The following is a 21,910-nucleotide window of genomic DNA, read 5'->3' as shown; positions in this document are numbered from 1 at the left end:
TTACTGTTGTTATTTAAATAGCCTTGGTGAAATCTACTTATATAACGACAGTTAAATCGTTTCGGCTGTTATTTTTGTTCTTAAACAAAGTAATTGGAAAGATGGTCATACCAAAGTTGATTTATATCAAAAATAGTTGAATATTCATATCTCTTTTTTGAAAAAATCGACGATAACGTACCTTTATTTGATGATTAAATAACCACCAGAAAGATATGCATAATGGCTTTTTAAATAAATACAAAAAGTTAGAGCACAAAAAGAGACATTAGTGTAATAAAACAAGCTTTGATCATTAGCTGATGAAAATCACATCTTAAAACAATTGTTCTAAAGTTGAAGGAAGTAAAAAAGAGATAAAAATCTTAGATGGGTAAAAATAAAAATGGATGGTAAACCATCCATTTTTTTAATCTTATTTTTTGCTATAAAATGCTTTAATTTTAAATAGATGCTCAGAGAGACTCTTAAATTTATGCATCTGCACTTCATCCCAAATCACAGAATAATAAGGTGATAATTCATCAGCAGAACGCTGGTTATCTAAGATCTCATCATTGCGAGATAAAATCACTAAAGCATTATCTTTGTTTTTAGAACGAAAATCTTTAATGCATTTCGTTGCGATATCTAAATATTCTTCAGGCCTGTCGATCTTATCAGTCATATTTTCATAAGGAAAAAGATTAGGATTAATCATTACCTGACGAATATTACATAAGAAACCAATACGCTCTGCCCAATATCCCCCTAACCCAACACCGCAAATTAATACGGGCTCTTTAGTGGATTTAATCACTTTATCCGTTTCTTTCAGTAAATGTTGCATATCATGACGAGGATGCAAGGTACTGTAACTTAGAAAACGAACGTCAGGATCAATAAACTGTAGCTGTAAAACTTTCTCATGATTTCCAGGACTTGTGGAATCAAAACCATGTAAATATATAATCATGCGCGCTCCTGCCATTGCTCCTGTAATTGGGTCAGCAACTGATTCGCTTTTTTCCAGCGATCAGAAGTTTGTAGCTCACTCAATGTGTAACGACCACGGTGATGGTACAATGTGGAAATACGTTCTGCTTTGACTGAGGACAGGTTATCTAACACACTCACAGCCCCTTTTCGGTTATTACACACTAAAAGCATATCACAACCCGCATCAAGGGAGCGCTGTGCTCTTTCTGCATAACTACCCATAATAGCAGCACCTTCCATGGATAAATCATCAGAGAAAATAACGCCTTGGAAGCCAAGTTGTTCTCGTAAAATTGATTTCAACCAGTAGGATGAACCACTTGCTGGACGATCATCAACTTGAGAATAAATAACATGAGCTGGCATAATCGCATCTAATAATTGGCGTTGAATAAAGTCTTTAAAAATAGACATATCACGTTGGCGAATATCATTTAAAGAGCGATCGTCACGAGGTGTTTCTTTGTGAGAATCAGCTCTTACTGCACCATGTCCTGGGAAGTGTTTACCTGTTGATTTCATACCCGCTGAACGCATGCCTTTAATAAAACTTTCTGCCATTGTCATCGCAATTTCAGGAGAGTCATGGAAAGAACGCTCACCAATCGCAATACAGTTATGGCCTAAATCAAGAACTGGTGCAAAACTGATATCAATATCCATAGCAATCATTTCTGATGCCATTAACCATCCCGCCTCTTGTGCTAAATGGCTAGCTTGATAACTTTCATTTAATGCTGCATAGGATTGTGCCGCGGGTATCCGTGTAAAACCATCTCGGAAACGTTGTACCCGACCACCTTCTTGGTCAACGGCAATCACTAGACGTTCATGAGATGCATCACGAATTTGACGGACTAATTCATTTAATTGTTCAGCATCGTGGAAGTTGCGGGTAAAAAGGATTAATCCACCGACAAGAGGATGCTTTAAAATTTCACGCTCTTCACTATCGAGTTCATATCCTTCAACATCAAGCATTACTGGACCCATAACATTCCTCTCTTTGTAATTGTGACAAGATAATGTCTTTAATTCGTCAGACTAAAATAACGACGTAAAGGTTCAGACATTATTAAAAATGATCCATTTTTTGTTTGTTGCCAACGAACTTCATACCACATTAGCATCATATAAAAAATGAATGGTTCTCTTGAAAGAATACGCTTTCTTAACTCTCTGACAGAATAAAAATAAACCTCTTTTTGCTCTATATAATGACTATGATACGAACAATAATAATCTAAAAATGCCGTTTGTTGCATTTCATCTAATTGATTAGTGGCAAAGAACGTCATTAATGAATCAGCAGTATCAATATCAGCCGCATATTCCCAATCGATAAATTTTATACCTGAATCACTAAGAAGAATATTCTCAACGTGCAAATCCATGTGAGCTGGCGCGTATTTTATGAGATTGCATCGCGGTTGGCGTAAAAAATGTTGTTGTAAGCGTAACCATTTAGCGGATAACCGTTTTCTATCGATTTGTTGCCAATAAAGGGATAACTCATGGTTTAAATTAAGAGGAAAACCAAATGGTGTTTGCTGATGTAACGTTGCTATTTTTTCAGCTAATGGCTTTAAATAGACACTAAAAAGTGATTGATGGGTAAGGTGCTCACCGGATAACCAATGAAGAAAAAACCATTCTCCATGGCGTGTTGCAACTTCAGGGGATAAATCAAGACCCGCCAGTTGTTTTAAAATGGCGTATTCTTTTCTTCCGTGTACATAAAGTTCTTTTCTTTCATTTCCGTAGTAGCGAGCAATCCAATCAATATCAGCATATTGCACACGAAAAGACCCACCGCCTAATCCTGTTAATGCCGTTATTCTCCATTTACTTAATGCCGTTGCAGGGAAAAGTGTTTGCAAGGCATTAAGTAAACTTGAGTCATACCGATCACTCAACCTTGTTGCGTCCATTCCAAAGAATTTCGCCAGAAGAAACTGACATTAATTGCATACTAATAACGCGGTTATCTTTTTTGCCATCAACAGTTGAGAATAAAATATAATCTGCTTTTAAATTCCGCGCTAACCCAATAGCAGCACTACGAAGACCTAAACTGTCCTCTCCTGATAAGCCGAGCGCTTTTCGTGCTGACATCATTTGTGCGTAAGGTACTGTTTGTAATGAACTAATGCTATTAACTGATTCTATAATTGTATTGGTTGCATTTACTGCTTGGATATTTCCACCTGAATTATTTTTGACATTATCAATGACAATTAATTTACCCGTTTCTAAATCGCCAGTGACCGCCATCTCTCTAATTAAAGGAGTTACCACATTATTCCAATTAATACTGGTGATTTTAGGTGGTGTTGGCACTACTTCAATTGGTGGCTCTATCGGTTTAGGAGGCTCTACAGGCTCTGTCGGTGTTACTGGCTCTACGGGCACAGGAGGTTGTTGTGGCAACATAGACGGACAACCTGCTAATAAAAACACAGACATCGCCACAAATAGAAGTCTTTTCATACTCGCGTTACCTTATCCTAAGTAAAAAGATAAACTCTGACATAACTAATGGTTTTATCTGGAACATCAGCGCTAATTTCTGTATCTCCATCACCAAGAATAGTCACATCATTTACATGTCCAGCAGGGGATACTTCAAGCCCTTGTTCGTTATACCAGTAAAAGCGATAGCGAATTGAAACCGGGTAAGATTGTGTATTTGATAGCATAACTGTCGCTCTTGTGCCGTTAGTATGGTGTTCAAGGATCGGTTGTCCTGCCACAATTCCCACCGCTAAGACCGAAGGCTCCATAATAATAGCCTGCTGACGATTAAAATAGAGTTTATTATCTGAATGAGATGATAAACACCCAGAGAGCAATGTCGTCATACACATAGCGATAAGTAATGAGTAAATAGCCTTACTTTGTCTTATCATGTATTACTTCCTGTTATCTCGCTTTTAGCATCATACCGATCATTGACTTAATAATGGCCCTAATGGTCTTCCACCTAATAAATGCATGTGAATATGGAAAACTTCTTGTCCACCATGTTTATTACAGTTCATCACTAGGCGATAACCATCTTCAGCAATACCTTCTTGTTGAGCTATTTTTGCAGCAACAACAAATAGGTGTCCTAACACTTGTTCATCTTCAACAGTAACATCATTTACCGTAGGGATAAGTTTATTAGGAATAATCAAAATATGTGTGGGTGCTTGTGGCGAAATATCACGAAATGCAGTGACTGTATCATCTTGAAAAACAATATTAGCCGGAATTTCACCACGAATAATTTTACTGAAAATTGTTTCTTCTGCCATTACCATCACCTTATTATTTATTTTAATTCCTGATTAATTCAATTAAGCAGGTAAGTTTTGAATATGAAAGAGCTTAGCAAAATTGCGCGTTGTTTGTTGCGCTAACTCATCGACACTCACACCTTTTAATACAGCCATATATTCAGCAACATCACGAACATAAGCAGGTTGATTTTCTTTGCCGCGATGAGGAACTGGTGCTAAATATGGGGAATCTGTTTCAACTAAAATTCTATCAAGAGGAACAATGCGTGCAGCTTCTCTAATTTGTTCCGCATTTCTAAATGTCACAATACCTGAAAAAGAGATATACATTCCAAGATCGAGCAATGCTGTTGCCGTTTCTTTATCTTCAGTAAAGCAATGCAATACACCACCACAATCTTGCACATTCTCTTCTTTTAAAATCGATAACGTATCTTCACGTGCGCTACGTGTATGCACGATAACGGGTTTGTTAACTTGTCGGCCAATACGGATATGCTCACGGAAAATTTCACGTTGTAATGCTGCATTTTCTTGTTGGTAATAGTAATCCAGACCTGTTTCACCTAAAGCCACAACATCAGGTGCAGCAGCTAAGCGCGTTAATTCTTCAACATCGTAGCCTTCGTCTAAATTCAAGGGATGAATACCACAAGAGAATGCAATATTGTCACGTTTGCCGATAAGTTCACGCATATTTTTGAAACCTGGCAAAGTTGTTGCTACAGCTAGCATATATTGAACATCACGCTGCTGTGCTTTTTCGACAACATCATCAATATTTTTATGTAGTTTTTCATAATCTAAGCTGTCGAGATGGCAGTGTGAATCAACTAAAAACATAACGTACTCTCATTTATCTGGTATGACTTATAGGTGTTTTTTATTACAGCTAGATAACAATTAATTTTATGTTGCTAATTAATGTTGTGTTACTAACTGATTTTCCCAATCTAGTAACTGTTCTGCTAGTAATAACTCTTTATTTAAGGCTGGAATGGTCATTAGCTGATAACGACATTGTTTCCATCCATCAATAATGGCTAACACAATATTTGAAGGCGATTGTGATAACGCCATAATTAAAGGTTGTTGATCTTGGTTGATACAATAAGCTTGTGCATTTGTTTGATACTTTAATGCATCGAGTAAAAGCGATAACAACCAATACAAACGTCGATCTACATTATCTTGATTTAACTGTGGAAGAAACCCAAATAAATCATGCTGTTGTAAACTTGAATATAACGCTTGGCAAAAAGTTTCTCTTTCTTGCCATTCATCTTTCAATAATGAAAGCGCCGCTATTGGTGCATTCTGTGACAAATTTAACGCAGTTACACTATTAGCGTAAGAGACATTCGGCAACTGCTGTTGTATCCAATGTGTAGCGTGCTGATGATCAGGCGAGGCTAAATGGTAATAAAAACAGCGGCTACGCAATGTAGCTAATAAAACTTCAGGTTGCTGGCAATTAAGTAAAAAATACGTATTTTTAGGGGGCTCTTCTAACGTTTTGAGTAATGCATTTGCCGCAGCCTCAGTTAAAGCTTCAACCTCTTTGATCCAAACGACTCTTGCACCGCTTTGCTGAGCATGTTGTTCCAGTTTTTCTGTCACTTTTCTAACGGCTTCTACGCCAATAGATGTCTTGCCCTTTTCATTTTGCAAAAGATGCCAATCAGGATGTGTTTCGGCAAGCATCAAGCGACAACTATGGCACTCATTACAGCTTTTTAATCCCTGTTTATTCTGACACATTAACCAACGGCTTAATCCATAAGAGAGAGCATCAGCCCCCATTCCTTCGGTCGCATGTAGAAGCAAAGCATGATGACCACGCCCTTCTTGATACATGCTAATAAGTTGCCGATATGCCTGATTTAGCCAAGGATACCAATTCATAATGCTTTATTTTCCTGCTGGACTAACCATGTAGTGAGTGCTTGGCGAATATCCGCTTGAACTTTATCGATAGTTTGAGATGCATCTATTGTAATAATAGAGTCATCATCTTTGGTTAGTGCCTGATAACGCTCACGTGTGCGATAAAAAAAGTCCATTGACTCTTTTTCAATTCGGTCTAATTCACCTCTAGCGCGTGCTCTTGCAAGCCCTATAGCTGGATCTAAATCAAGATATAACGTTAAGTCTGGGCGAAAATCACCAAGAACCGTATTGCGAAGTGACAACATAAGATCTTTATCTAACCCACGCCCACCGCCTTGATAGGCTTGTGAAGAGAGATCATGTCTATCGCCAATCACCCATTTACCTTCTGCTAACGCTGGTTTTATCACGTTTTCAACGAGCTGAACACGTGCTGCATATAGCATTAACAGTTCCGCTTTATCGGTAACTTTCTCACCCTCAATGCCTTGTTTAATAAGCTCTCGTAATTTTTCAGCAAGTGGGGTGCCTCCCGGTTCACGGGTAAATGCTAAATTGGTGATGTCTTTTTCTTTTAACGTATTAATAACGGTTTGAATTGCGCTGGTTTTTCCAGCGCCTTCTAATCCTTCAATTACAATAAATTTACTGTTATTCATAATTATCTTTGTTGTAAGCGTCGATATTGTGCGACAGCTTTATTATGTTCATTAAGTGTGGTTGAAAATTTATGACCACCCGTTCCATCCGCAACAAAATAGAGATAACGTGTATCCGCTGGATGTGCAGCGGCTCTGATTGAAGCAACACTAGGCATCGCAATTGGCGTTGGTGGCAATCCATCGATTTGATACGTGTTATAAGGGGTATAACCATTTAAATCACTGCGATAAATTGTACCTCTGTATTTATCACCTAAGCCATAAATCACGGTAGGATCGGTCTGTAATCTCATATTTGTTTTTAGTCGATTAATAAATACAGACGCGACTTTTGTTCTTTCTGCATCAATACCCGTCTCTTTTTCAATAATTGATGCCATGATAAGCATTTCATAAGCCGATTTATACGGTAGGTCACTATCGCGTTTAATCCACTCTTCTTCTAATGTTTTTTCCATTTGTTGGTAGGCGCGCTTTAAAATTGCGACATCTGTTGTACCTGCCGTGTAATGGTATGTATCTGGTGCAAACCAACCTTCTAGGTTAGTAATTTCAGATTTTATTCCTATTTCTTCACGCAATTTATCGCTATCCATTGTGTGTGCGACAGTCACAAGTTGCGGAGCTTGTTCAAAAATAGATTGCCAGTCTTGTAAACGGCTACCTTCAATAAAACGGATCGTAAATTGAGCCTCTTTACCACTTTTGATCAATAATAAAACATCACGCAAAGACATACCTTTTGTTAAGCGATATGTACCTGCTTTAAATTGGCTAAGCTCTGGTTTTACTTTTAGCAAAATTTGAAAATAATCGCCTTGATTAAGTAGATTATTTTTTATTAGCAGTTGTTCCATGGCTACGCGCCCTGTTCCTGCTGGTACGGTGAGTAGCATTTCATCTTGCTTTATAACAACATTTTCTTCTAAGCCACGAATATGTTGCATCATATACAACGCAATTGCACCAATACTAATTAATAAGGCAAAAAAAACTATCCATACTATTTTTTTTATCTTCATTTATAACTCATCAAATTCTATTTAAGTGACAAAGTGTGTTGTAAAACAACATGATAATACTCTCTACTCGAATACTGATAGCACTTATCAACCGAGAAAGTAATACATGAAACAGGAAGTACAGGCATTAAGCTATTTGTTAACCAAACTTCATCTGCTTGATAAAGCGTTTCCGGCTTCTCTCTCACAATAACAATTTTCCAATTCAATTTTTGCGCTAATTGAATAATTGATTGGCGCATAATGCCATTTACACCAGAATCAGTCAGATCCGGTGTGAAAAGTGTATTTCCTTTACGCCAAAAAAGATTTGCCGCATTTGCTTCAACTAAATATCCTTCATTATCACACACTAAAACATCATCAAATTCTGTTTTTTCTAAATGGTGCTTAATAAGAACCTGCTCTAAACGATTTAGGTGCTTAATTCCCGCCAATTGTGGGTTTTTTCCTAAAGTAACAGGGCTGATAGCCAGTGATATACCTTCAGTTTGCTGGTGAGAATAATGGGCAGGATAGGATGACAATGAGGTTATAACTGTTGGCGTAATAAATCCATTTGAAGAATAACCACGACCGCCACAACCACGACTAATAATAATTTTAATAACACCTTTCGCTTGAGTGTCAGAAGCGATATCTATGATGTGCTTTTTTAAATCAGGCCAATTTGGATTAGGTAGAAAAAGTGCCTCACAGCCTTGTTTTAAACGATTAAGATGTGCGGATAGCATGAGAGGCTTGCCCTGCTCTATTGCTAGGGTAGTAAAACAGCCATCGCCAAACTGTACTGCCCTGTCACTTGCATCTACATTTCGTTGCTGTTGTCCATTTACCCAATGCATCTAACACACCCTAAATCTATGTTATTGATATCAATCTGCACATGATAAAACAACTGGCAGTAAAAGGACAAAAATAAAAGACCCAGAATAATCCTGGGTCTTTAAGTATATTTCAACTTTCTGCAAAAAACGGTTTAAACGCGCTTAAAGAGAATTGAACCATTAGTACCACCAAAGCCAAATGAGTTACACAGAGCATATTCCATGTTCTCAACTTTACGTGCTTTATGTGGAACAAAATCAAGATGACAATTTTCGTCTTGATTATCAAGGTTAATTGTTGGAGGTACGATTTGATCACGTAGCGAAAGAATAGTAAAGATAGACTCAATAGCTCCAGCAGCGCCTAATAAATGGCCTGTCATAGATTTTGTTGAGCTAACTAATACATCTGTGCCTTTACCAAATACGTTTTCTACTGCTTGTGCTTCAGCAACATCACCCGCATTCGTTGATGTACCATGTGCGTTGATATAACCCACTTGAGATGCATCAATACCCGCATCTTTTAGTGCGTTTGTCATCGCTAGCGCACCGCCTTCACCATTTTCTGCTGGTGAAGTCATGTGATAAGCATCGCTGCTCATACCAAAACCTACTACTTCAGCATAGATTTTAGCGCCACGTTTTTTAGCGTGTTCGTATTCTTCAAGAACAAGAACACCCGCGCCATCACCTAACACGAAACCATCACGATCTTTATCCCATGGACGGCTAGCCGCTTGAGGGTTATCGTTCCGTGTTGATAATGCACGAACTGCACCAAAGCCACCTAAACCTAATGGAGTAGTTGCTTTTTCGGCACCACCTGCGAGCATTGCATCTGCATCGCCATAAGCAATAATACGTGCAGCGTGACCAATATTATGGACACCTGATGTACATGCTGTTGCAATAGAGATTGTAGGGCCACGAAGACCATACATAATGCTTAAATGTCCTGCAACCATGTTAATGATGGTTGAAGGTACAAAGAATGGGCTAATTTTACGAGGGCCACCATTTGTCATTGACGTATGGTTTTCTTCGATAAGGCCTAAGCCACCAATACCAGAACCAATAGCAGCTCCGATACGACTTGCATTGGCTTCTGTTACTTCAAGACCTGAATCCGCAATGGCTTGCACACCTGCCGCAATACCATATTGAATGAAAAGATCCATCTTGCGCGCGTCTTTACGCGAAAGATTATAATCTTCATGATTGAAATCTTTTACCAATCCTGCGAATTTAGTCGCATGATGACTGGTGTCAAAATCTTCGATAAGGCCGATACCACTCTGTCCGGCACACACGGCTTCCCAAGAAGCTGTTGCGTTATTACCGACAGGAGATAACATGCCTAGTCCGGTCACAACTACACGACGCTTAGACACGCTTATCCTCCAAGGAGGGAAAAAGTTTAGGATTAAAAATATAGGCGGTCGAGTGACCGCCTAGATTAGCAAGCTTATTTACCTGCGTTTTCAACGTAATCAATAGCAGCTTGAACTGTAGTAATTTTTTCTGCTTCTTCGTCTGGGATTTCGATATCGAATTCTTCTTCCAGAGCCATTACCAGCTCAACTGTGTCAAGAGAATCAGCGCCTAAGTCATCAACAAATGAAGCTGAATTTACAACTTCTTCCTCTTTAACACCCAGTTGTTCAACAATGATTTTCTTAACGCGTTCGTCGATAGTGCTCATACTATTAAATTTCCTATCAAAACTCGCTTGCGCGATGATTTTCTTAGTTTATAAATACAGGAAAAGATCTAACCAATCCCGACTGTGTGGACTACTTTATTCGCTATATTTTGCATTATATTGTACGCAAAAAGCAAATATAAAGACGTCCCCATAATTAGATCATGTACATGCCACCATTGACATGCAATGTTTCACCCGTGATATAGCTCGCTTCATCAGAAGCTAAGAAAGCTACAGCACTGGCAATCTCTTTGGCATCACCTAAACGGTTAGCAGGAACTTGAGATAAAATACCTGCTCTTTGGTCATCTGTTAATGCTCTTGTCATATCAGTTTCGATAAAACCAGGTGCAACAACATTTACCGTAATGCCTCGGGAAGCAACTTCGCGTGCTAATGATTTACTAAAACCAATCACACCCGCTTTTGCCGCCGCGTAGTTTGCCTGTCCTGCGTTGCCCATGGTTCCAACAACAGAACCAATGGTAATTATACGACCATAACGTTTTTTCATCATAGCACGCATAACAGCTTTAGACAGACGGAAGACTGATGAAAGATTTGTGTTGATGATATCTTGCCACTCATCATCTTTCATGCGCATCAACAGGTTATCACGAGTAATACCTGCATTATTGACCAAAATATCAATTTCGCCAAATTCAGCACGCACTTCAGCTAAAAATTTTTCGATAGAGTCGTTTTCTGTGACATTTAACACAAAACCCTTACCTTTATCGCTTAAATATTCGCTGATAGCTTGCGCACCGTTTTCACTCGTTGCTGTACCAATTACGGTCGCACCGCGCGCAACTAAATCCTCTGCAATCGCACGGCCAATGCCACGGCTTGCACCAGTAACTAGCGCTATTTTTCCGTCAAATCCCATGAGATCCCTCAGTCATTTCCTAATGCAACATCTAATGACGTAATATCATTAACTGCTGCAGCGTTCATTTCTTTAGAAATACGTTTAGTTAAACCAGTTAATACTTTTCCTGGACCGATTTCTAATAGTTGTGTGATGCCTTTTTCGGCGATAAGTTCAACCGTTTCAGTCCAACGAACTGGGTTATACAGCTGGCGAACTAACGCATCACGGATAGCATTCGCATCAGTTTGCGCTTTCACATCAACGTTATTAACGACCTGAATTTCAGGTTGTTTAAATTCAATTTCTTGTAATGCAATTGCAAGCTTATCAGCTGCTGGTTTCATTAAAGCACAATGCGAAGGCACACTTACCGCTAATGGCAATGCACGTTTAGCGCCAGCTTCTTTACATAAAACACCAGCACGCTCTACTGCCTCTTTGTTACCTGCGATAACAACTTGGCCTGGTGAATTAAAGTTTACAGGTGAAACAACTTGCCCTTGAGCAGCTTCTTCACATGCTTTTGCAATAGCATCGTTATCTAAACCGATAATCGCATACATTGCACCTGTACCTGCAGGTACAGCTTCTTGCATCAATTGACCGCGTAATTCTACTAATTTAATGGCGGCGGCGAAATCAATAACACCTGCACACACTAAAGCAGAATACTCACCAAGACTGTGACCTGCCATCATTTGTGGCATTTTACCTTGTTTTTCTTGCCACACACGCCAAACAGCAACTGATGCTGCTAATAATGCTGGCTGTGTTTTCCATGTTTTGTTTAACTCTTCTTCTGGGCCATTTTGAACTAAATCCCACAGAGAGTAACCCAATACATCAGATGCTTGAGCAAATGTTTCAGTCACTATCGGATATTGCTCTGCAAGTTCTGCAAGCATTCCAACAGTTTGCGATCCCTGTCCAGGGAAAACCATTGCAAAATCAGTCATGTTTATTTTCCTGATAATATTAAAAACGGATAAGTGCAGAGCCCCAAGTAAAACCGCCACCAAACGCTTCCAGCAAGATTAACTGACCACGTTGAATGCGATTGTCTCTTACAGCTTCATCTAATGCTGTTGGGACTGATGCTGCTGACGTATTGCCGTGGCGATCTAATGTCACCACTACTTTATCCATTGTCATATCCAGCTTTTTCGCTGTCGCTGAAATAATTCTTAAATTTGCCTGATGAGGCACAAGCCAGTCCAGTTCCGATTTATCAATATTGTTAGCTTCAAGTGTCTCATCCACAATGTGGGCAAGTTCACGAACTGCGACTTTAAATACTTCATTTCCTGCCATTGTAACGTAAGCAGGTAAATCTTCATTTTCTTTACGTTGATAAGGTAATGCTAATAAATCACCAAAACGCCCATCAGAGTGTAAATGTGTAGAAATAATACCTTCGTCTTCTGACACACCCACAACGGCTGCACCTGCCGCATCACCAAATAAAATAATGGTGCCACGATCGTTAGGATCTAACGCATGGGATAATCTATCAGCACCGATCACAAGAGCATGCTTAACAGAACCTGCTTTAATAAATTGATCAGCAATGCTTAATGCATAAACAAAGCCAGAACATGCAGCTGCAACGTCAAAAGCGATGCAATCATTGATGCCTAACGCATTTTGAATCTGACATGCTGCGCTTGGAAATGCATGTGAGCCTGATGTTGTGGCAACAACAATCAATCCAATATCTTGTTTATCAATACCAGACATTTCTAGTGCTTTTTCAGCCGCACCTGCGCCCATCACAGCAACAGTTTCTTCTTCTGTTGCAATCCGACGTTCATTAATACCTGTTCGGGTAACAATCCATTCGTCAGATGTTTCAACCATTTTTTCTAAATCGGCATTAGTTCGCACTTGTACAGGCAAGTAACTACCAGTACCTAAGATTTTTGTATACATTCTATCAATCGCTCTTGGGTAATACTGTTGTCAGTCGAGAAGCGATCCGTTCTGGGATTTTTCGCTCAACGGCATGAACAGCCTGTTCTATTGCTGCTGTAAACGCGCTTTCATTTGCGCCACCATGGCTCTTAATGACGATACCGCGTAATCCTAACAGAGAAGCACCGTTATACTGGTCGGGGTTCATGTGTCCAAAACGCTTAATTAGCCGTTTTTGTAACCATTTCTTCAATATTTTCATCCACCACGACGTTTTTTTATTTTCGGTAGTAGAAGATTTAATCAATGAAAGGAAAACTCGAATAACTCCTTCCATCGTTTTAAGGGAGACATTACCTGCGAAGCCGTCACACACCAATACATCTGTTTTGCCTGTCAGTAATTCATTACCTTCAACATAACCAATATAATTGATATTAGGTGTTGACTTTAATACTGTAGCGGCTTCGCGGATATTATCTAATCCTTTGCTCTCTTCTTCACCAATATTCAAAAGTGCTACTTTAGGTGAACTAATCCCTGCAATTTCTTCGGCCATCACTGCGCCCATCACGGCAAACTGTACTAACATTTGACTATCACAATTAACGTTAGCGCCTAAATCAAGAACGACAGTCTTACCTTTTTTCTGGTTGGGCAATACTGAAACCAGTGCAGGACGTTCAATTCCATCAATAGCATTAAGTCGCAGTTTTGCTAATCCCATTAATACGCCAGTATTACCAGCACTTACGCATGCTTGTGCTTCACCTGTTTTCACGAGATCAAGTGCCACTCGCATTGATGTACCTTTACTGGCCCTAATACCGTGTGAAGGTTTAGCATCATTGGCGACAATATGTTCTGCGGGTATAACGTGTAAACGGGAGATTAGCTCAGCATTTTTATCTGCAAGCAGAGGAGAGATAGCGTCTGGTTGACCTACCAGCAATATTTTTAAATGAGGATTAGATGCCAGCGCCCGCAAACAAGCAGGCACTGTGATGCGAGGACCGAAGTCCCCGCCCATCGCATCTAACGCTATGGTTAGATTTGTCAAGGTATCAACGAGCTATAAAGCTAATTACTTGTTGATAACCTTGCGACCACGGTAGTAACCGTCAGCAGTTACATGGTGACGCAGGTGAGTTTCACCAGAAGTTTTGTCAACTGAAACTTGAGTTACTGTCAGCGCGTCATGAGAACGACGCATACCGCGTTTAGAACGAGTTGGTTTGTTTTGTTGTACGGCCATTGACCTTACTCCTTAGTACTTTTCTTTAAACTGGCTAATACGGCAAATGGATTTGGTTTCTCTGATAATTCCTCAGGGAGTTCACCAAACACCATATCCGCGTCGGACACTTCACAGTGTTCAAAATCATGTACCGGAACCACCGGCAAGTTGAGGATTATTTCATCTTCAATCATTGCCAGCAAATCTATTTCACCAAATTCGTTTACATCGACTGGTTCATATTCTTCCGGTAATGCCTCGGCCCGTTCATCACTGACAACAGGGCTAAAACAATATGTTGCGTGAACATGATAAGGAAAATGGCCACCACAACGTTGACATTCTAAAGTTACATCCACATCGGAATGTCCTTTAATCACGGCAAGACGTTGATGGTCAATATCAAATGATAAAGCCACATCAATATTACTGTCCACACTGACCACCGATTCAGCTAAGCGGCTTACTTGCTCTGGAGAATAATGACCGTCATAGTCTAAATTCTTCTGAGCTGCTCGCAGCGCATCAATGGTCAGGGGTAATTTTACCTTTTGCATAAGGCGCGCATATTATCTTTGTAATGGAATATAGTCAAAGAAAAAGGCGGGTTATCTACACCTTTCCACCAAAATTCGCTTTATCAGCGGCGCATAGTTTAGAATGTCAGGCACCATTTTGCTACGGATTTTAAAAAAAATATGTTGCCACTCGTTCTTGCGTCTACTTCACCCTTTCGAGCTCAGTTGCTGAAAAAGCTTGGAATGCCCTTTATACAGGCATCTCCCGATATTGACGAAACCCCGAAGCCCACTGAATGTGCTCAAGATCTTGTCACTCGCTTATCCTATGAAAAAGCTAGCGCTTTACAAGCAAAATTTCCACATCACCTTATTATTGGCTCTGATCAAGTTTGTATGTTAAATAAAAAAATCACAGGTAAGCCCCATGACTTTGATAATGCTTTCGCGCAATTAAAACAAGCTTCGGGAAAATGTGTGTCGTTTTATACCGGATTAACAGTATACAATAGTTTAACTTTAGAACATCAAACACATTGTGAATTATTTCAAGTATACTTTCGCCATTTAACTGATGATGAAATTACCCATTATTTAAATAAAGAAATGCCGTTTAATTGTGCGGGAAGTTTTAAGTCTGAAGGGTTAGGTATTACTCTTTTTGATAAAATGGAAGGCGATGATCCAAATTCTTTAATTGGTTTACCACTTATCCGATTGAATAAAATGTTACTCTCGCAAAGAATAAACCCAATATTATTCTCTGATGATCAAAAATAACCCCGATCATCTTATTTTTAATCTTATGTAGCGATAAAACGTATTATGAATAAACTAACATCCGTCTTGATAGCGTTAGTGATGGCAACAGCATTAGCAGGTTGTTCTGATGAAAAAGACTCAGAAACAGCCCAAACGGCTAATGTGGCCAATACTGTCCAAGACAGTGTAATTTCAAATAAAAAAGATGACAGCACATCCTCATTCAAAAAGAACTTTGTCAGTAGTTGCATATTAGGATCAGGTATTACTGATGATGCACTCATTCCTCAAATTACAGAAGTGTGCGGGTGCACCTACGACAGCATCATTAAAAATTACGGTATTACCGAATTTATTCGTGTTGATATGGAAATGCGCAAAAATGGTTCAAAATCAATGCCTAAAGAGTGGAATATTGACAACATCGTTGAGCAATGTATGACAAAAGTAGAAAGTTAATGGTATTTTTAAATTAACGATTTTACATAATGTTAAGCAAAAAATACGCCCAGCTAACTGGGCGCATTGAGTGTTCGGATTTTCTGTCGAAATAAAAATTTTTAGACCTAAGATTTTTGACTACGTAACACCTGCAAACAATGGCGTAATGTATTATCCATTGGTGCTTCAATTCGCATCTGCTCACCCGTTGAAGGATGAGTGAATGTCAAAGAACTTGCATGTAAAAATAAACGATTAAGCTTTGTTCCAACTAATTGTGCATCAAAATCACGATCACCATAACGATCATCAAAAGCAATAGGATGACCTGCATGTAATGCATGTACACGGATTTGGTGTGTTCTTCCGGTAACAGGGCTTGCTTTCACCAGAGTGGCAAACTCAAAACGCTCTTCTACTTTAAAACGTGTCTCTGAAGGCTTCCCCTCATTACTCACTTTTACTACACGTTCACCACTTTGAAGAATATTTTTCAATAACGGTGCTTGTATCACTTTAGTGTGAGATTGCCACTGACCACGAACTAATGCCAAATAATCTTTTTGCATCTGTTTTAAACGCAATTGCTCATGTAACGCACGTAGTGCTGAACGTTTTTTTGCAATTAACAATACACCAGAAGTATCTCTATCAAGGCGATGAACAAGCTCTAAAAAGCGAGCTTCTGGGCGTAATGCACGCAAACCTTCAATAACACCAAAGCTTAAACCACTGCCACCATGCACTGCTGTACCTGATGGTTTATTAATCAGCATTAAATGTTCATCTTCATATAAAATACAATTAGCTAATGCAGAAACTTTGTCTAATTTTGGTGATACAGCAATTTCTTCTTTTTCTGCTACTCTCACCGGTGGAATACGAATACTGTCACCTGCATTTAATTTATATTCAGGTTTAATTCGCCCTTTATTGACTCGAACTTCCCCTTTACGGATAATTCGGTAAATCATACTCTTTGGTACACCTTTTAAGCGTGCCAGTAGAAAATTATCGATACGCTGGCCTGCTTCATCGCCATCAATGGTGACGAACTGAACTTGATTAAATGATTTCATAGTGGCGATTCTTTGGCTCTCTTAAAATAAAAATAACAAACAACTTTGTGGTGCACAAAATAACATCAATTCTGTCGTCTATTTTAACCTGAATAATGGGAAAAAGACGAAACATTAGCTAATCTCTCATATTTATACAGAAAAAGTCACCAAAGCGGAAAAGTCATCTTGCTATAACCCTAACACCAATGGAATAATGCAGACTCTCCTGATTATGTTTATCAGGTATATTTATGAAAATTTTGTTTGTTTGATTTTCAAAATGCAGCAATGGCGTAAGACATAGTCGAAAATCAAACAATTTAGTATGCCACAAATACATCGCTTATTGAGTTGAAACATTGTGTTCAATTAAAGAGTGCTGAATTTTTGAACTAAAAATCAGACTCACCGAGATATTGCACCTCTATACAATCGACAGCCGTGAGGTTGACGCATTTGTAAAAGACACGAGGTCATCGGTTATCAATAGTGTAATTACGTATGTTAGTGGCACATTATAAAACGTGAAAATAACGAGTAAGTCACAATATGAAAAGAATGTTAATTAACGCGACTCAGCAGGAAGAGTTGCGTGTTGCCCTTGTGGATGGGCAGCGCTTGTACGATCTGGATATCGAAAGCCCCGGTCATGAACAGAAAAAAGCGAATATCTATAAAGGTAAAATCACTCGAATTGAACCCAGCCTAGAAGCAGCTTTTGTTGATTATGGTGCGGAACGCCACGGTTTCCTTCCTATTAAAGAAATAGCCCGCGAATACTTTCCTAGTAATTATCACTCCCATGGCCGTCCTAACATCAAAGATGTCTTGAAAGAAGGTCAGGAAGTTATTGTTCAAGTTGATAAAGAAGAGCGTGGTAATAAAGGTGCTGCATTAACCACTTTTATCAGCCTTGCAGGAAGCTATTTGGTATTAATGCCAAATAATCCTCGTGCAGGTGGTATTTCTCGCCGTATCGAAGGTGAAGACCGTACAGAACTCAAAGAAGCCTTATCAAGTCTTGAAATTCCAGATGGCATGGGTCTGATTGTACGTACTGCGGGTGTCGGTAAATCGGCTGAAGCACTACAACAAGATTTAAGCTATCGCCTAAGACATTGGGATGCCATTAAAAAAGCAGCAGAGAATCGCCCCGCTCCTTTCTTAATCCATCAGGAAAGTAACGTAATCGTTCGCGCATTCCGCGACTATTTACGTCCTGATATTGGTGAAATCTTAATTGATAACGCAAAAGTTGTTGAAATGGCTCGTAGCCATATCGAAGCGATTGGTCGTGGTGATTTTGCTAGCAAAATTCGTCATTATACTGGCGCTGTTCCATTATTTAGCCATTATCAAATTGAATCACAAATTGAATCTGCATTTCAACGTGAAGTCCGCCTACCTTCCGGTGGTGCATTAGTTATTGATACCACTGAAGCATTAACGGCAATTGATATTAACTCCTCTCGTTCAACACGTGGTGGTGATATCGAAGAAACTGCATTCAATACTAACTTAGAAGCCGCTGACGAAATTGCACGTCAATTACGTTTACGAGACCTCGGTGGTTTAATTGTTATCGACTTTATCGACATGACGCCAGTGCGCCATCAACGTGAAGTTGAGAATAGAATGCGCGAAGCTGTACGCCAAGATCGTGCTCGTATTCAAATTGGGCGCATCTCTCGCTTTGGCTTATTAGAGATGTCTCGTCAACGCTTAAGTCCTTCATTAGGTGAATCAAGCCATCACGTTTGTCCTCGTTGCTTAGGCACTGGTACTATTCGTGATAACGAATCATTATCACTTTCTGTGTTACGTCTAATTGAAGAAGAAGCACTGAAAGAAAATACCCATGAAGTACATGCAATTGTCCCTGTTCAAATTGCCTCTTATTTGCTTAACGAAAAACGTAAAGCCGTAACAGATATTGAACTGCGTCAATCTAACGTTAAAGTGGTTATTGTTCCTAATGACCAAATGCAAACTCCTCATTTTTCTGTTATTCGAGTGCGTAAGGGCGAAGAAATTACGTCTCTGAGTTACAACTTAGCGCAATTCCATGAAAGTCAGTTAAATGAAGCTGAAGACGATGTTGTCACAGAGCGTAAAGTGCCTGAACAACCTGCAATTTCAGCCTTTGGATTGCAAGAAGAAAACACCCCAGAAACGACGACGAAAAGTAAAAAAGCACCTCAACCTCAAGCTAAGCCAGTTAAATCAGAGCAAGCCCAAAGTACTGGCTTCTTTGCCTCAGTTGCAAAATTCTTCTCTAACTTATTTGGTAGTGAGCCAGAGCCTGCGGTAACACAAGAAAAACCACAGGAAACCAAGAAAGAGAATACGGATAATCGTCGTGAGCGTCGTAATAATAACAATCGACGTAACAACAATAATCGCCGTGACCGCGATAACGATCGTAATCGTGATAACACGAATAACGAAGACAACCGCAAGAATCGCAATCAAAAACCACAAACAGCTCCAACAACTGAAGTGAGTAGTGAGCAAGAGATTGCAGAACGCGAAGCGCGTCGCCAACAACGTCGTGAACAACGCGCAGAGCAACGTCGTCGCCAAGAAGAAAAACGTCAACAGCAACAAGAAGCCGCGAAAGCAGAAGTTGCACTTAGCGAAAATGATACGACTGAAAAAGACAGTGCTGATGAGAAGAAAGAAGAACCTCGTCGCCCTGCTATGCAACGTCGTAATCGTCGACAATTAACGCAATCTGTGCGTGTAACCGACAGCAATACAACGTTAGCCATTGCTCCAGTTGCAACTGTTGCAACAACAGAAAAGGCAATCTCAGAACCTCCTGTAGCTATCGCACCAGCTAAAGCTGCTCCAACGGAAAAAACAGCACCTAAAGCCGATGCTGTTGTAAAAGTTGAAACAAATGAAGCACAACCAGTAAAAGCCTTATCTGATGTAGCACCAAAAGCACAAGATGATAATAAAAATGAAGATAACAACGGGCAAGAGAATGTCATGCCTCGTCGTTCTCGTCGTTCACCTCGTCATTTACGTGTAAGTGGTCAACGTCGCCGTCGTTATCGTGATGAACGTACATTAACAGTGTCACCAATGCCACTTACAATGGCGGTTGCATCACCTGAACTTGCTTCTGGTAAAGTATTTATTCGTTACCCTGTAACACCAGTCAGTGATGCTCCATTTATTGAGAATAGTGTTGAAAACAATAACAATATTGTTGAAAAGAACATCATTACTCATGCAGATCCTCAAATGGTTGCTATCGCACCGGCGGTTTCAGAAGCCATTGTTGCAAAAGTGGAACAAGCAGATACAGCAGAATCGACCTACACTGTGACTGTTAGCTCTGAATCAACCACTGAAGCTGTTGCTGAGATTATTGCAGTAGAGCCACAATCAGCACCGGCAGAAGCAAATAGCATTGAGAATCAAGTTGAAGAAAGTGTTGTCAACAACGTTATCGATGATGTGAATACCGAAGAACATGTCACTCGTAAAGAAAACATTTCTGCGGTATTAAACACAACTGAAGCTTATATGCATGAAGCTTCACAGCAAGTAGAAACAGACGCAGAGACTGAAAACGTTACACAAGAAGTCATTGCACCAATAGAACGAGAAGTAAGTGAAACATCTACTCCTGAACCTCAACCTATTGCTACTTCAGTTACAACAGAAGAAATAGTTGAGCAACACAAAGAAAATGATGCTGAAGCTATTGTTGAAACAGCTGTTGAGCCTGTCGTTGAAACGGCTATTGAAAGTCAGCCTGAAGAGAGTGAAAGTGTAACGCCTGCAGTAGAGCCAGTACCAGTAAAAGAAAGTAAACCTACAGCCGTTATTATTCGTCAAGAGCCAGTAGTACGCCAACTTCATGCAAGCGCACCAATGACAAAAGCGCCAGCATCTGATGAACCTACTGTCGCGATTGAAATCAAAGCATGGGAAAATCGCCTTGCTTTTGATAAAAAAGGCCGTACTGGTGCAGGTGGACATTGTTCAACCAACCAATCTTCATCAGTAATGACTAAAGCTGAAAGTCAAAATTAATAATAAGTCGTTATTAAGAATATCTTGATAATACTTTTAAATTGAGAACCCACTTTTTAGTGGGTTCTTTTTTTGGGTGACTATTAGCAAATTAACTTAATGTACTTAAACCCCAAATAAGATAAAAAAAAACCCCTGAATATTCAATTCAGAGGCCTTTAATTTCTTATTCTTAATAAAATAATTAGTCTTTTAGATCAGGAAGATTTTTAATTTCACCCATCGCTTTTAACTGTTTAGAAAGCTCACGGCGTTCTTTAGACAGATCTGCATTTTTAATAATGTAATCATCAACACGATCGTCATAGTCACTACGCATATTCGCAATAATACCCAGAACATCCTCGATAGACATACCAGGTTTAATATATTCACTTAAGTTGTCTAATAAAAGAACACGCTTTTGGTTATCACGGATCTTTTTCTCATTGTCAGTGATCTCACGACGGATTTTGTTTTTACGACGATACATACGCACAAACTCCAGTACGTTTTGGAAAGACGGCTTGTTTGCGTTATCCATTTCCTACACCTTTACAATTGATATTTAAGATAAATAGTTCTGTTTAAGATTATCGCTTAATCGTGTCAATAAACAAGCAAAGTTTACAAATTTAATTGATTTCACTTAATTAACAAATAATTAGGATTATTTGCAATAATAAATATAGTCAACATTTTTTAA

General features: G+C 39.3%; 24 protein-coding genes. 3 read left to right on the top strand and 21 right to left on the bottom strand.

The features are described from left to right. Window positions 1-415: 415 nt before the first annotated feature. From ycfP to yceD, 19 genes are all read right to left on the bottom strand, one after another. A complete protein-coding gene (ycfP, locus tag GTH24_RS07215) occupies window positions 416-955 on the bottom strand; it encodes an alpha/beta hydrolase YcfP (protein WP_072069889.1) in 540 nt (179 codons plus the stop codon). Further along, window positions 952-1,971 (bottom strand): beta-N-acetylhexosaminidase, encoded by a 1,020-nt coding sequence (gene nagZ / locus GTH24_RS07210; protein ID WP_072069890.1) that lies wholly within the window; start codon window positions 1,969-1,971, stop codon window positions 952-954. Before nagZ ends, ycfP begins: the two co-directional genes overlap by 4 nt. Before the next feature lie 38 nt (window positions 1,972-2,009). After that, window positions 2,010-2,909: a phosphotransferase gene (locus GTH24_RS07205; RefSeq protein WP_164526153.1), complete on the bottom strand. Its 900-nt coding sequence runs from the start codon at window positions 2,907-2,909 to the stop codon at window positions 2,010-2,012. Further along, window positions 2,887-3,468 (bottom strand): penicillin-binding protein activator LpoB, encoded by a 582-nt coding sequence (locus GTH24_RS07200; RefSeq protein WP_072069892.1) that lies wholly within the window; start codon window positions 3,466-3,468, stop codon window positions 2,887-2,889. Before GTH24_RS07200 ends, GTH24_RS07205 begins: the two co-directional genes overlap by 23 nt. 17 nt (window positions 3,469-3,485) lie before the next feature. Next, on the bottom strand, window positions 3,486-3,887 hold the full coding sequence (locus GTH24_RS07195; RefSeq protein ID WP_072069893.1) for a YcfL family protein: 402 nt from the start codon (window positions 3,885-3,887) through the stop codon (window positions 3,486-3,488). A 39-nt stretch (window positions 3,888-3,926) separates the two neighbouring features. After that, window positions 3,927-4,277, bottom strand: a complete 351-nt coding sequence (gene hinT, locus GTH24_RS07190) for a purine nucleoside phosphoramidase (RefSeq protein ID WP_072069894.1) — start codon at window positions 4,275-4,277, stop codon at window positions 3,927-3,929. Between the two features lie 42 nt (window positions 4,278-4,319). Continuing rightward, window positions 4,320-5,105 carry a metal-dependent hydrolase gene (locus GTH24_RS07185; RefSeq protein WP_115349527.1) on the bottom strand — a complete coding sequence of 262 codons (786 nt, stop codon included), beginning with the start codon at window positions 5,103-5,105 and terminating at the stop codon, window positions 4,320-4,322. A 78-nt stretch (window positions 5,106-5,183) separates the two neighbouring features. Continuing rightward, entirely contained in the window at window positions 5,184-6,167 is a 984-nt protein-coding gene (gene holB, locus GTH24_RS07180; RefSeq protein ID WP_072069896.1) for a DNA polymerase III subunit delta', read from the bottom strand. After that, window positions 6,164-6,811, bottom strand: a complete 648-nt coding sequence (tmk, locus tag GTH24_RS07175; RefSeq protein ID WP_115349526.1) for a dTMP kinase — start codon at window positions 6,809-6,811, stop codon at window positions 6,164-6,166. The genes holB and tmk overlap by 4 nt, the downstream gene beginning before the upstream one ends. A 2-nt stretch (window positions 6,812-6,813) precedes the next feature. Further along, window positions 6,814-7,836, bottom strand: a complete 1,023-nt coding sequence (mltG, locus tag GTH24_RS07170; protein WP_164526152.1) for an endolytic transglycosylase MltG — start codon at window positions 7,834-7,836, stop codon at window positions 6,814-6,816. Between the two features lie 17 nt (window positions 7,837-7,853). Next, window positions 7,854-8,681, bottom strand: coding sequence for an aminodeoxychorismate lyase (gene pabC / locus GTH24_RS07165; protein ID WP_115349524.1), 828 nt, complete (start codon window positions 8,679-8,681; stop codon window positions 7,854-7,856). A 134-nt stretch (window positions 8,682-8,815) separates the two neighbouring features. After that, window positions 8,816-10,057 (bottom strand): beta-ketoacyl-ACP synthase II, encoded by a 1,242-nt coding sequence (gene fabF / locus GTH24_RS07160; RefSeq protein ID WP_072069900.1) that lies wholly within the window; start codon window positions 10,055-10,057, stop codon window positions 8,816-8,818. 74 nt (window positions 10,058-10,131) lie between these two features. Beyond that, the gene (gene acpP / locus GTH24_RS07155; RefSeq protein ID WP_004247087.1) at window positions 10,132-10,368 is read right to left on the bottom strand and encodes an acyl carrier protein; all 237 of its coding nucleotides are present in this window, start codon (window positions 10,366-10,368) and stop codon (window positions 10,132-10,134) included. Window positions 10,369-10,525: 157 nt separating this feature from the next. Continuing rightward, complete coding sequence (gene fabG, locus GTH24_RS07150; RefSeq protein WP_115349522.1) at window positions 10,526-11,260, bottom strand: 3-oxoacyl-ACP reductase FabG; 735 nt, start codon at window positions 11,258-11,260, stop codon at window positions 10,526-10,528. An 8-nt stretch (window positions 11,261-11,268) separates the two neighbouring features. Further along, window positions 11,269-12,201 (bottom strand): ACP S-malonyltransferase, encoded by a 933-nt coding sequence (fabD, locus tag GTH24_RS07145; RefSeq protein ID WP_072069902.1) that lies wholly within the window; start codon window positions 12,199-12,201, stop codon window positions 11,269-11,271. 19 nt (window positions 12,202-12,220) lie between these two features. Further along, window positions 12,221-13,174, bottom strand: coding sequence for a beta-ketoacyl-ACP synthase III (locus GTH24_RS07140; protein ID WP_072069903.1), 954 nt, complete (start codon window positions 13,172-13,174; stop codon window positions 12,221-12,223). A gap of 4 nt (window positions 13,175-13,178) precedes the next feature. Then, window positions 13,179-14,216, bottom strand: a complete 1,038-nt coding sequence (plsX, locus tag GTH24_RS07135) for a phosphate acyltransferase PlsX (protein ID WP_115349520.1) — start codon at window positions 14,214-14,216, stop codon at window positions 13,179-13,181. A gap of 24 nt (window positions 14,217-14,240) precedes the next feature. Beyond that, the gene (rpmF, locus tag GTH24_RS07130; RefSeq protein WP_006537252.1) at window positions 14,241-14,411 is read right to left on the bottom strand and encodes a 50S ribosomal protein L32; all 171 of its coding nucleotides are present in this window, start codon (window positions 14,409-14,411) and stop codon (window positions 14,241-14,243) included. A 5-nt stretch (window positions 14,412-14,416) separates the two neighbouring features. Further along, window positions 14,417-14,950: a 23S rRNA accumulation protein YceD gene (yceD, locus tag GTH24_RS07125; RefSeq protein ID WP_036937758.1), complete on the bottom strand. Its 534-nt coding sequence runs from the start codon at window positions 14,948-14,950 to the stop codon at window positions 14,417-14,419. A 141-nt stretch (window positions 14,951-15,091) separates the two neighbouring features. Here yceD and GTH24_RS07120 point away from each other — a divergent pair, with 141 nt between their 5' ends. Continuing rightward, a complete protein-coding gene (locus tag GTH24_RS07120; protein WP_072069904.1) occupies window positions 15,092-15,691 on the top strand; it encodes a Maf family protein in 600 nt (199 codons plus the stop codon). Window positions 15,692-15,736: 45 nt separating this feature from the next. Further along, window positions 15,737-16,132, top strand: a complete 396-nt coding sequence (locus GTH24_RS07115; RefSeq protein WP_072069905.1) for a hypothetical protein — start codon at window positions 15,737-15,739, stop codon at window positions 16,130-16,132. Between the two features lie 107 nt (window positions 16,133-16,239). Here the strand turns inward: GTH24_RS07115 and rluC are convergent, their stop codons facing one another. Continuing rightward, window positions 16,240-17,193 carry a 23S rRNA pseudouridine(955/2504/2580) synthase RluC gene (gene rluC / locus GTH24_RS07110; RefSeq protein ID WP_115351033.1) on the bottom strand — a complete coding sequence of 318 codons (954 nt, stop codon included), beginning with the start codon at window positions 17,191-17,193 and terminating at the stop codon, window positions 16,240-16,242. Between the two features lie 531 nt (window positions 17,194-17,724). Between rluC and rne the strand changes: the two genes are divergently transcribed. Further along, window positions 17,725-21,225: a ribonuclease E gene (gene rne / locus GTH24_RS07105; protein WP_164526151.1), complete on the top strand. Its 3,501-nt coding sequence runs from the start codon at window positions 17,725-17,727 to the stop codon at window positions 21,223-21,225. Between the two features lie 184 nt (window positions 21,226-21,409). Here the strand turns inward: rne and tmaR are convergent, their stop codons facing one another. Continuing rightward, window positions 21,410-21,748, bottom strand: a complete 339-nt coding sequence (tmaR, locus tag GTH24_RS07100) for a PTS system regulator TmaR (RefSeq protein WP_036937771.1) — start codon at window positions 21,746-21,748, stop codon at window positions 21,410-21,412. Window positions 21,749-21,910: the final 162 nt, after the last annotated feature.

The organism is Proteus vulgaris (assembly GCF_011045815.1).
GTDB classification, from domain to species: Bacteria; Pseudomonadota; Gammaproteobacteria; order Enterobacterales; family Enterobacteriaceae; genus Proteus; species Proteus vulgaris_B.
This window is presented reverse-complemented; position numbering and strand designations above follow the sequence as displayed.

What these genes read in the sequence shown, in the direction of transcription:
- ycfP (WP_072069889.1), bottom strand. Translation starts at nt 955, where the DNA reads ATGATTATATATTTACATGGTTTTGATTCCACAAGTCCTGGAAATCAT.
- nagZ (WP_072069890.1), bottom strand. Translation starts at nt 1,971, where the DNA reads ATGGGTCCAGTAATGCTTGATGTTGAAGGATATGAACTCGATAGTGAA.
- GTH24_RS07205 (WP_164526153.1), bottom strand. Translation starts at nt 2,909, where the DNA reads ATGGACGCAACAAGGTTGAGTGATCGGTATGACTCAAGTTTACTTAAT.
- GTH24_RS07200 (WP_072069892.1), bottom strand. Translation starts at nt 3,468, where the DNA reads ATGAAAAGACTTCTATTTGTGGCGATGTCTGTGTTTTTATTAGCAGGT.
- GTH24_RS07195 (WP_072069893.1), bottom strand. Translation starts at nt 3,887, where the DNA reads ATGATAAGACAAAGTAAGGCTATTTACTCATTACTTATCGCTATGTGT.
- hinT (WP_072069894.1), bottom strand. Translation starts at nt 4,277, where the DNA reads ATGGCAGAAGAAACAATTTTCAGTAAAATTATTCGTGGTGAAATTCCG.
- GTH24_RS07185 (WP_115349527.1), bottom strand. Translation starts at nt 5,105, where the DNA reads ATGTTTTTAGTTGATTCACACTGCCATCTCGACAGCTTAGATTATGAA.
- holB (WP_072069896.1), bottom strand. Translation starts at nt 6,167, where the DNA reads ATGAATTGGTATCCTTGGCTAAATCAGGCATATCGGCAACTTATTAGC.
- tmk (WP_115349526.1), bottom strand. Translation starts at nt 6,811, where the DNA reads ATGAATAACAGTAAATTTATTGTAATTGAAGGATTAGAAGGCGCTGGA.
- mltG (WP_164526152.1), bottom strand. Translation starts at nt 7,836, where the DNA reads ATGAAGATAAAAAAAATAGTATGGATAGTTTTTTTTGCCTTATTAATT.
- pabC (WP_115349524.1), bottom strand. Translation starts at nt 8,681, where the DNA reads ATGCATTGGGTAAATGGACAACAGCAACGAAATGTAGATGCAAGTGAC.
- acpP (WP_004247087.1), bottom strand. Translation starts at nt 10,368, where the DNA reads ATGAGCACTATCGACGAACGCGTTAAGAAAATCATTGTTGAACAACTG.
- fabG (WP_115349522.1), bottom strand. Translation starts at nt 11,260, where the DNA reads ATGGGATTTGACGGAAAAATAGCGCTAGTTACTGGTGCAAGCCGTGGC.
- fabD (WP_072069902.1), bottom strand. Translation starts at nt 12,201, where the DNA reads ATGACTGATTTTGCAATGGTTTTCCCTGGACAGGGATCGCAAACTGTT.
- GTH24_RS07140 (WP_072069903.1), bottom strand. Translation starts at nt 13,174, where the DNA reads ATGTATACAAAAATCTTAGGTACTGGTAGTTACTTGCCTGTACAAGTG.
- rpmF (WP_006537252.1), bottom strand. Translation starts at nt 14,411, where the DNA reads ATGGCCGTACAACAAAACAAACCAACTCGTTCTAAACGCGGTATGCGT.
- yceD (WP_036937758.1), bottom strand. Translation starts at nt 14,950, where the DNA reads ATGCAAAAGGTAAAATTACCCCTGACCATTGATGCGCTGCGAGCAGCT.
- GTH24_RS07120 (WP_072069904.1), top strand. Translation starts at nt 15,092, where the DNA reads ATGTTGCCACTCGTTCTTGCGTCTACTTCACCCTTTCGAGCTCAGTTG.
- GTH24_RS07115 (WP_072069905.1), top strand. Translation starts at nt 15,737, where the DNA reads ATGAATAAACTAACATCCGTCTTGATAGCGTTAGTGATGGCAACAGCA.
- rluC (WP_115351033.1), bottom strand. Translation starts at nt 17,193, where the DNA reads ATGAAATCATTTAATCAAGTTCAGTTCGTCACCATTGATGGCGATGAA.
- rne (WP_164526151.1), top strand. Translation starts at nt 17,725, where the DNA reads ATGAAAAGAATGTTAATTAACGCGACTCAGCAGGAAGAGTTGCGTGTT.
- tmaR (WP_036937771.1), bottom strand. Translation starts at nt 21,748, where the DNA reads ATGGATAACGCAAACAAGCCGTCTTTCCAAAACGTACTGGAGTTTGTG.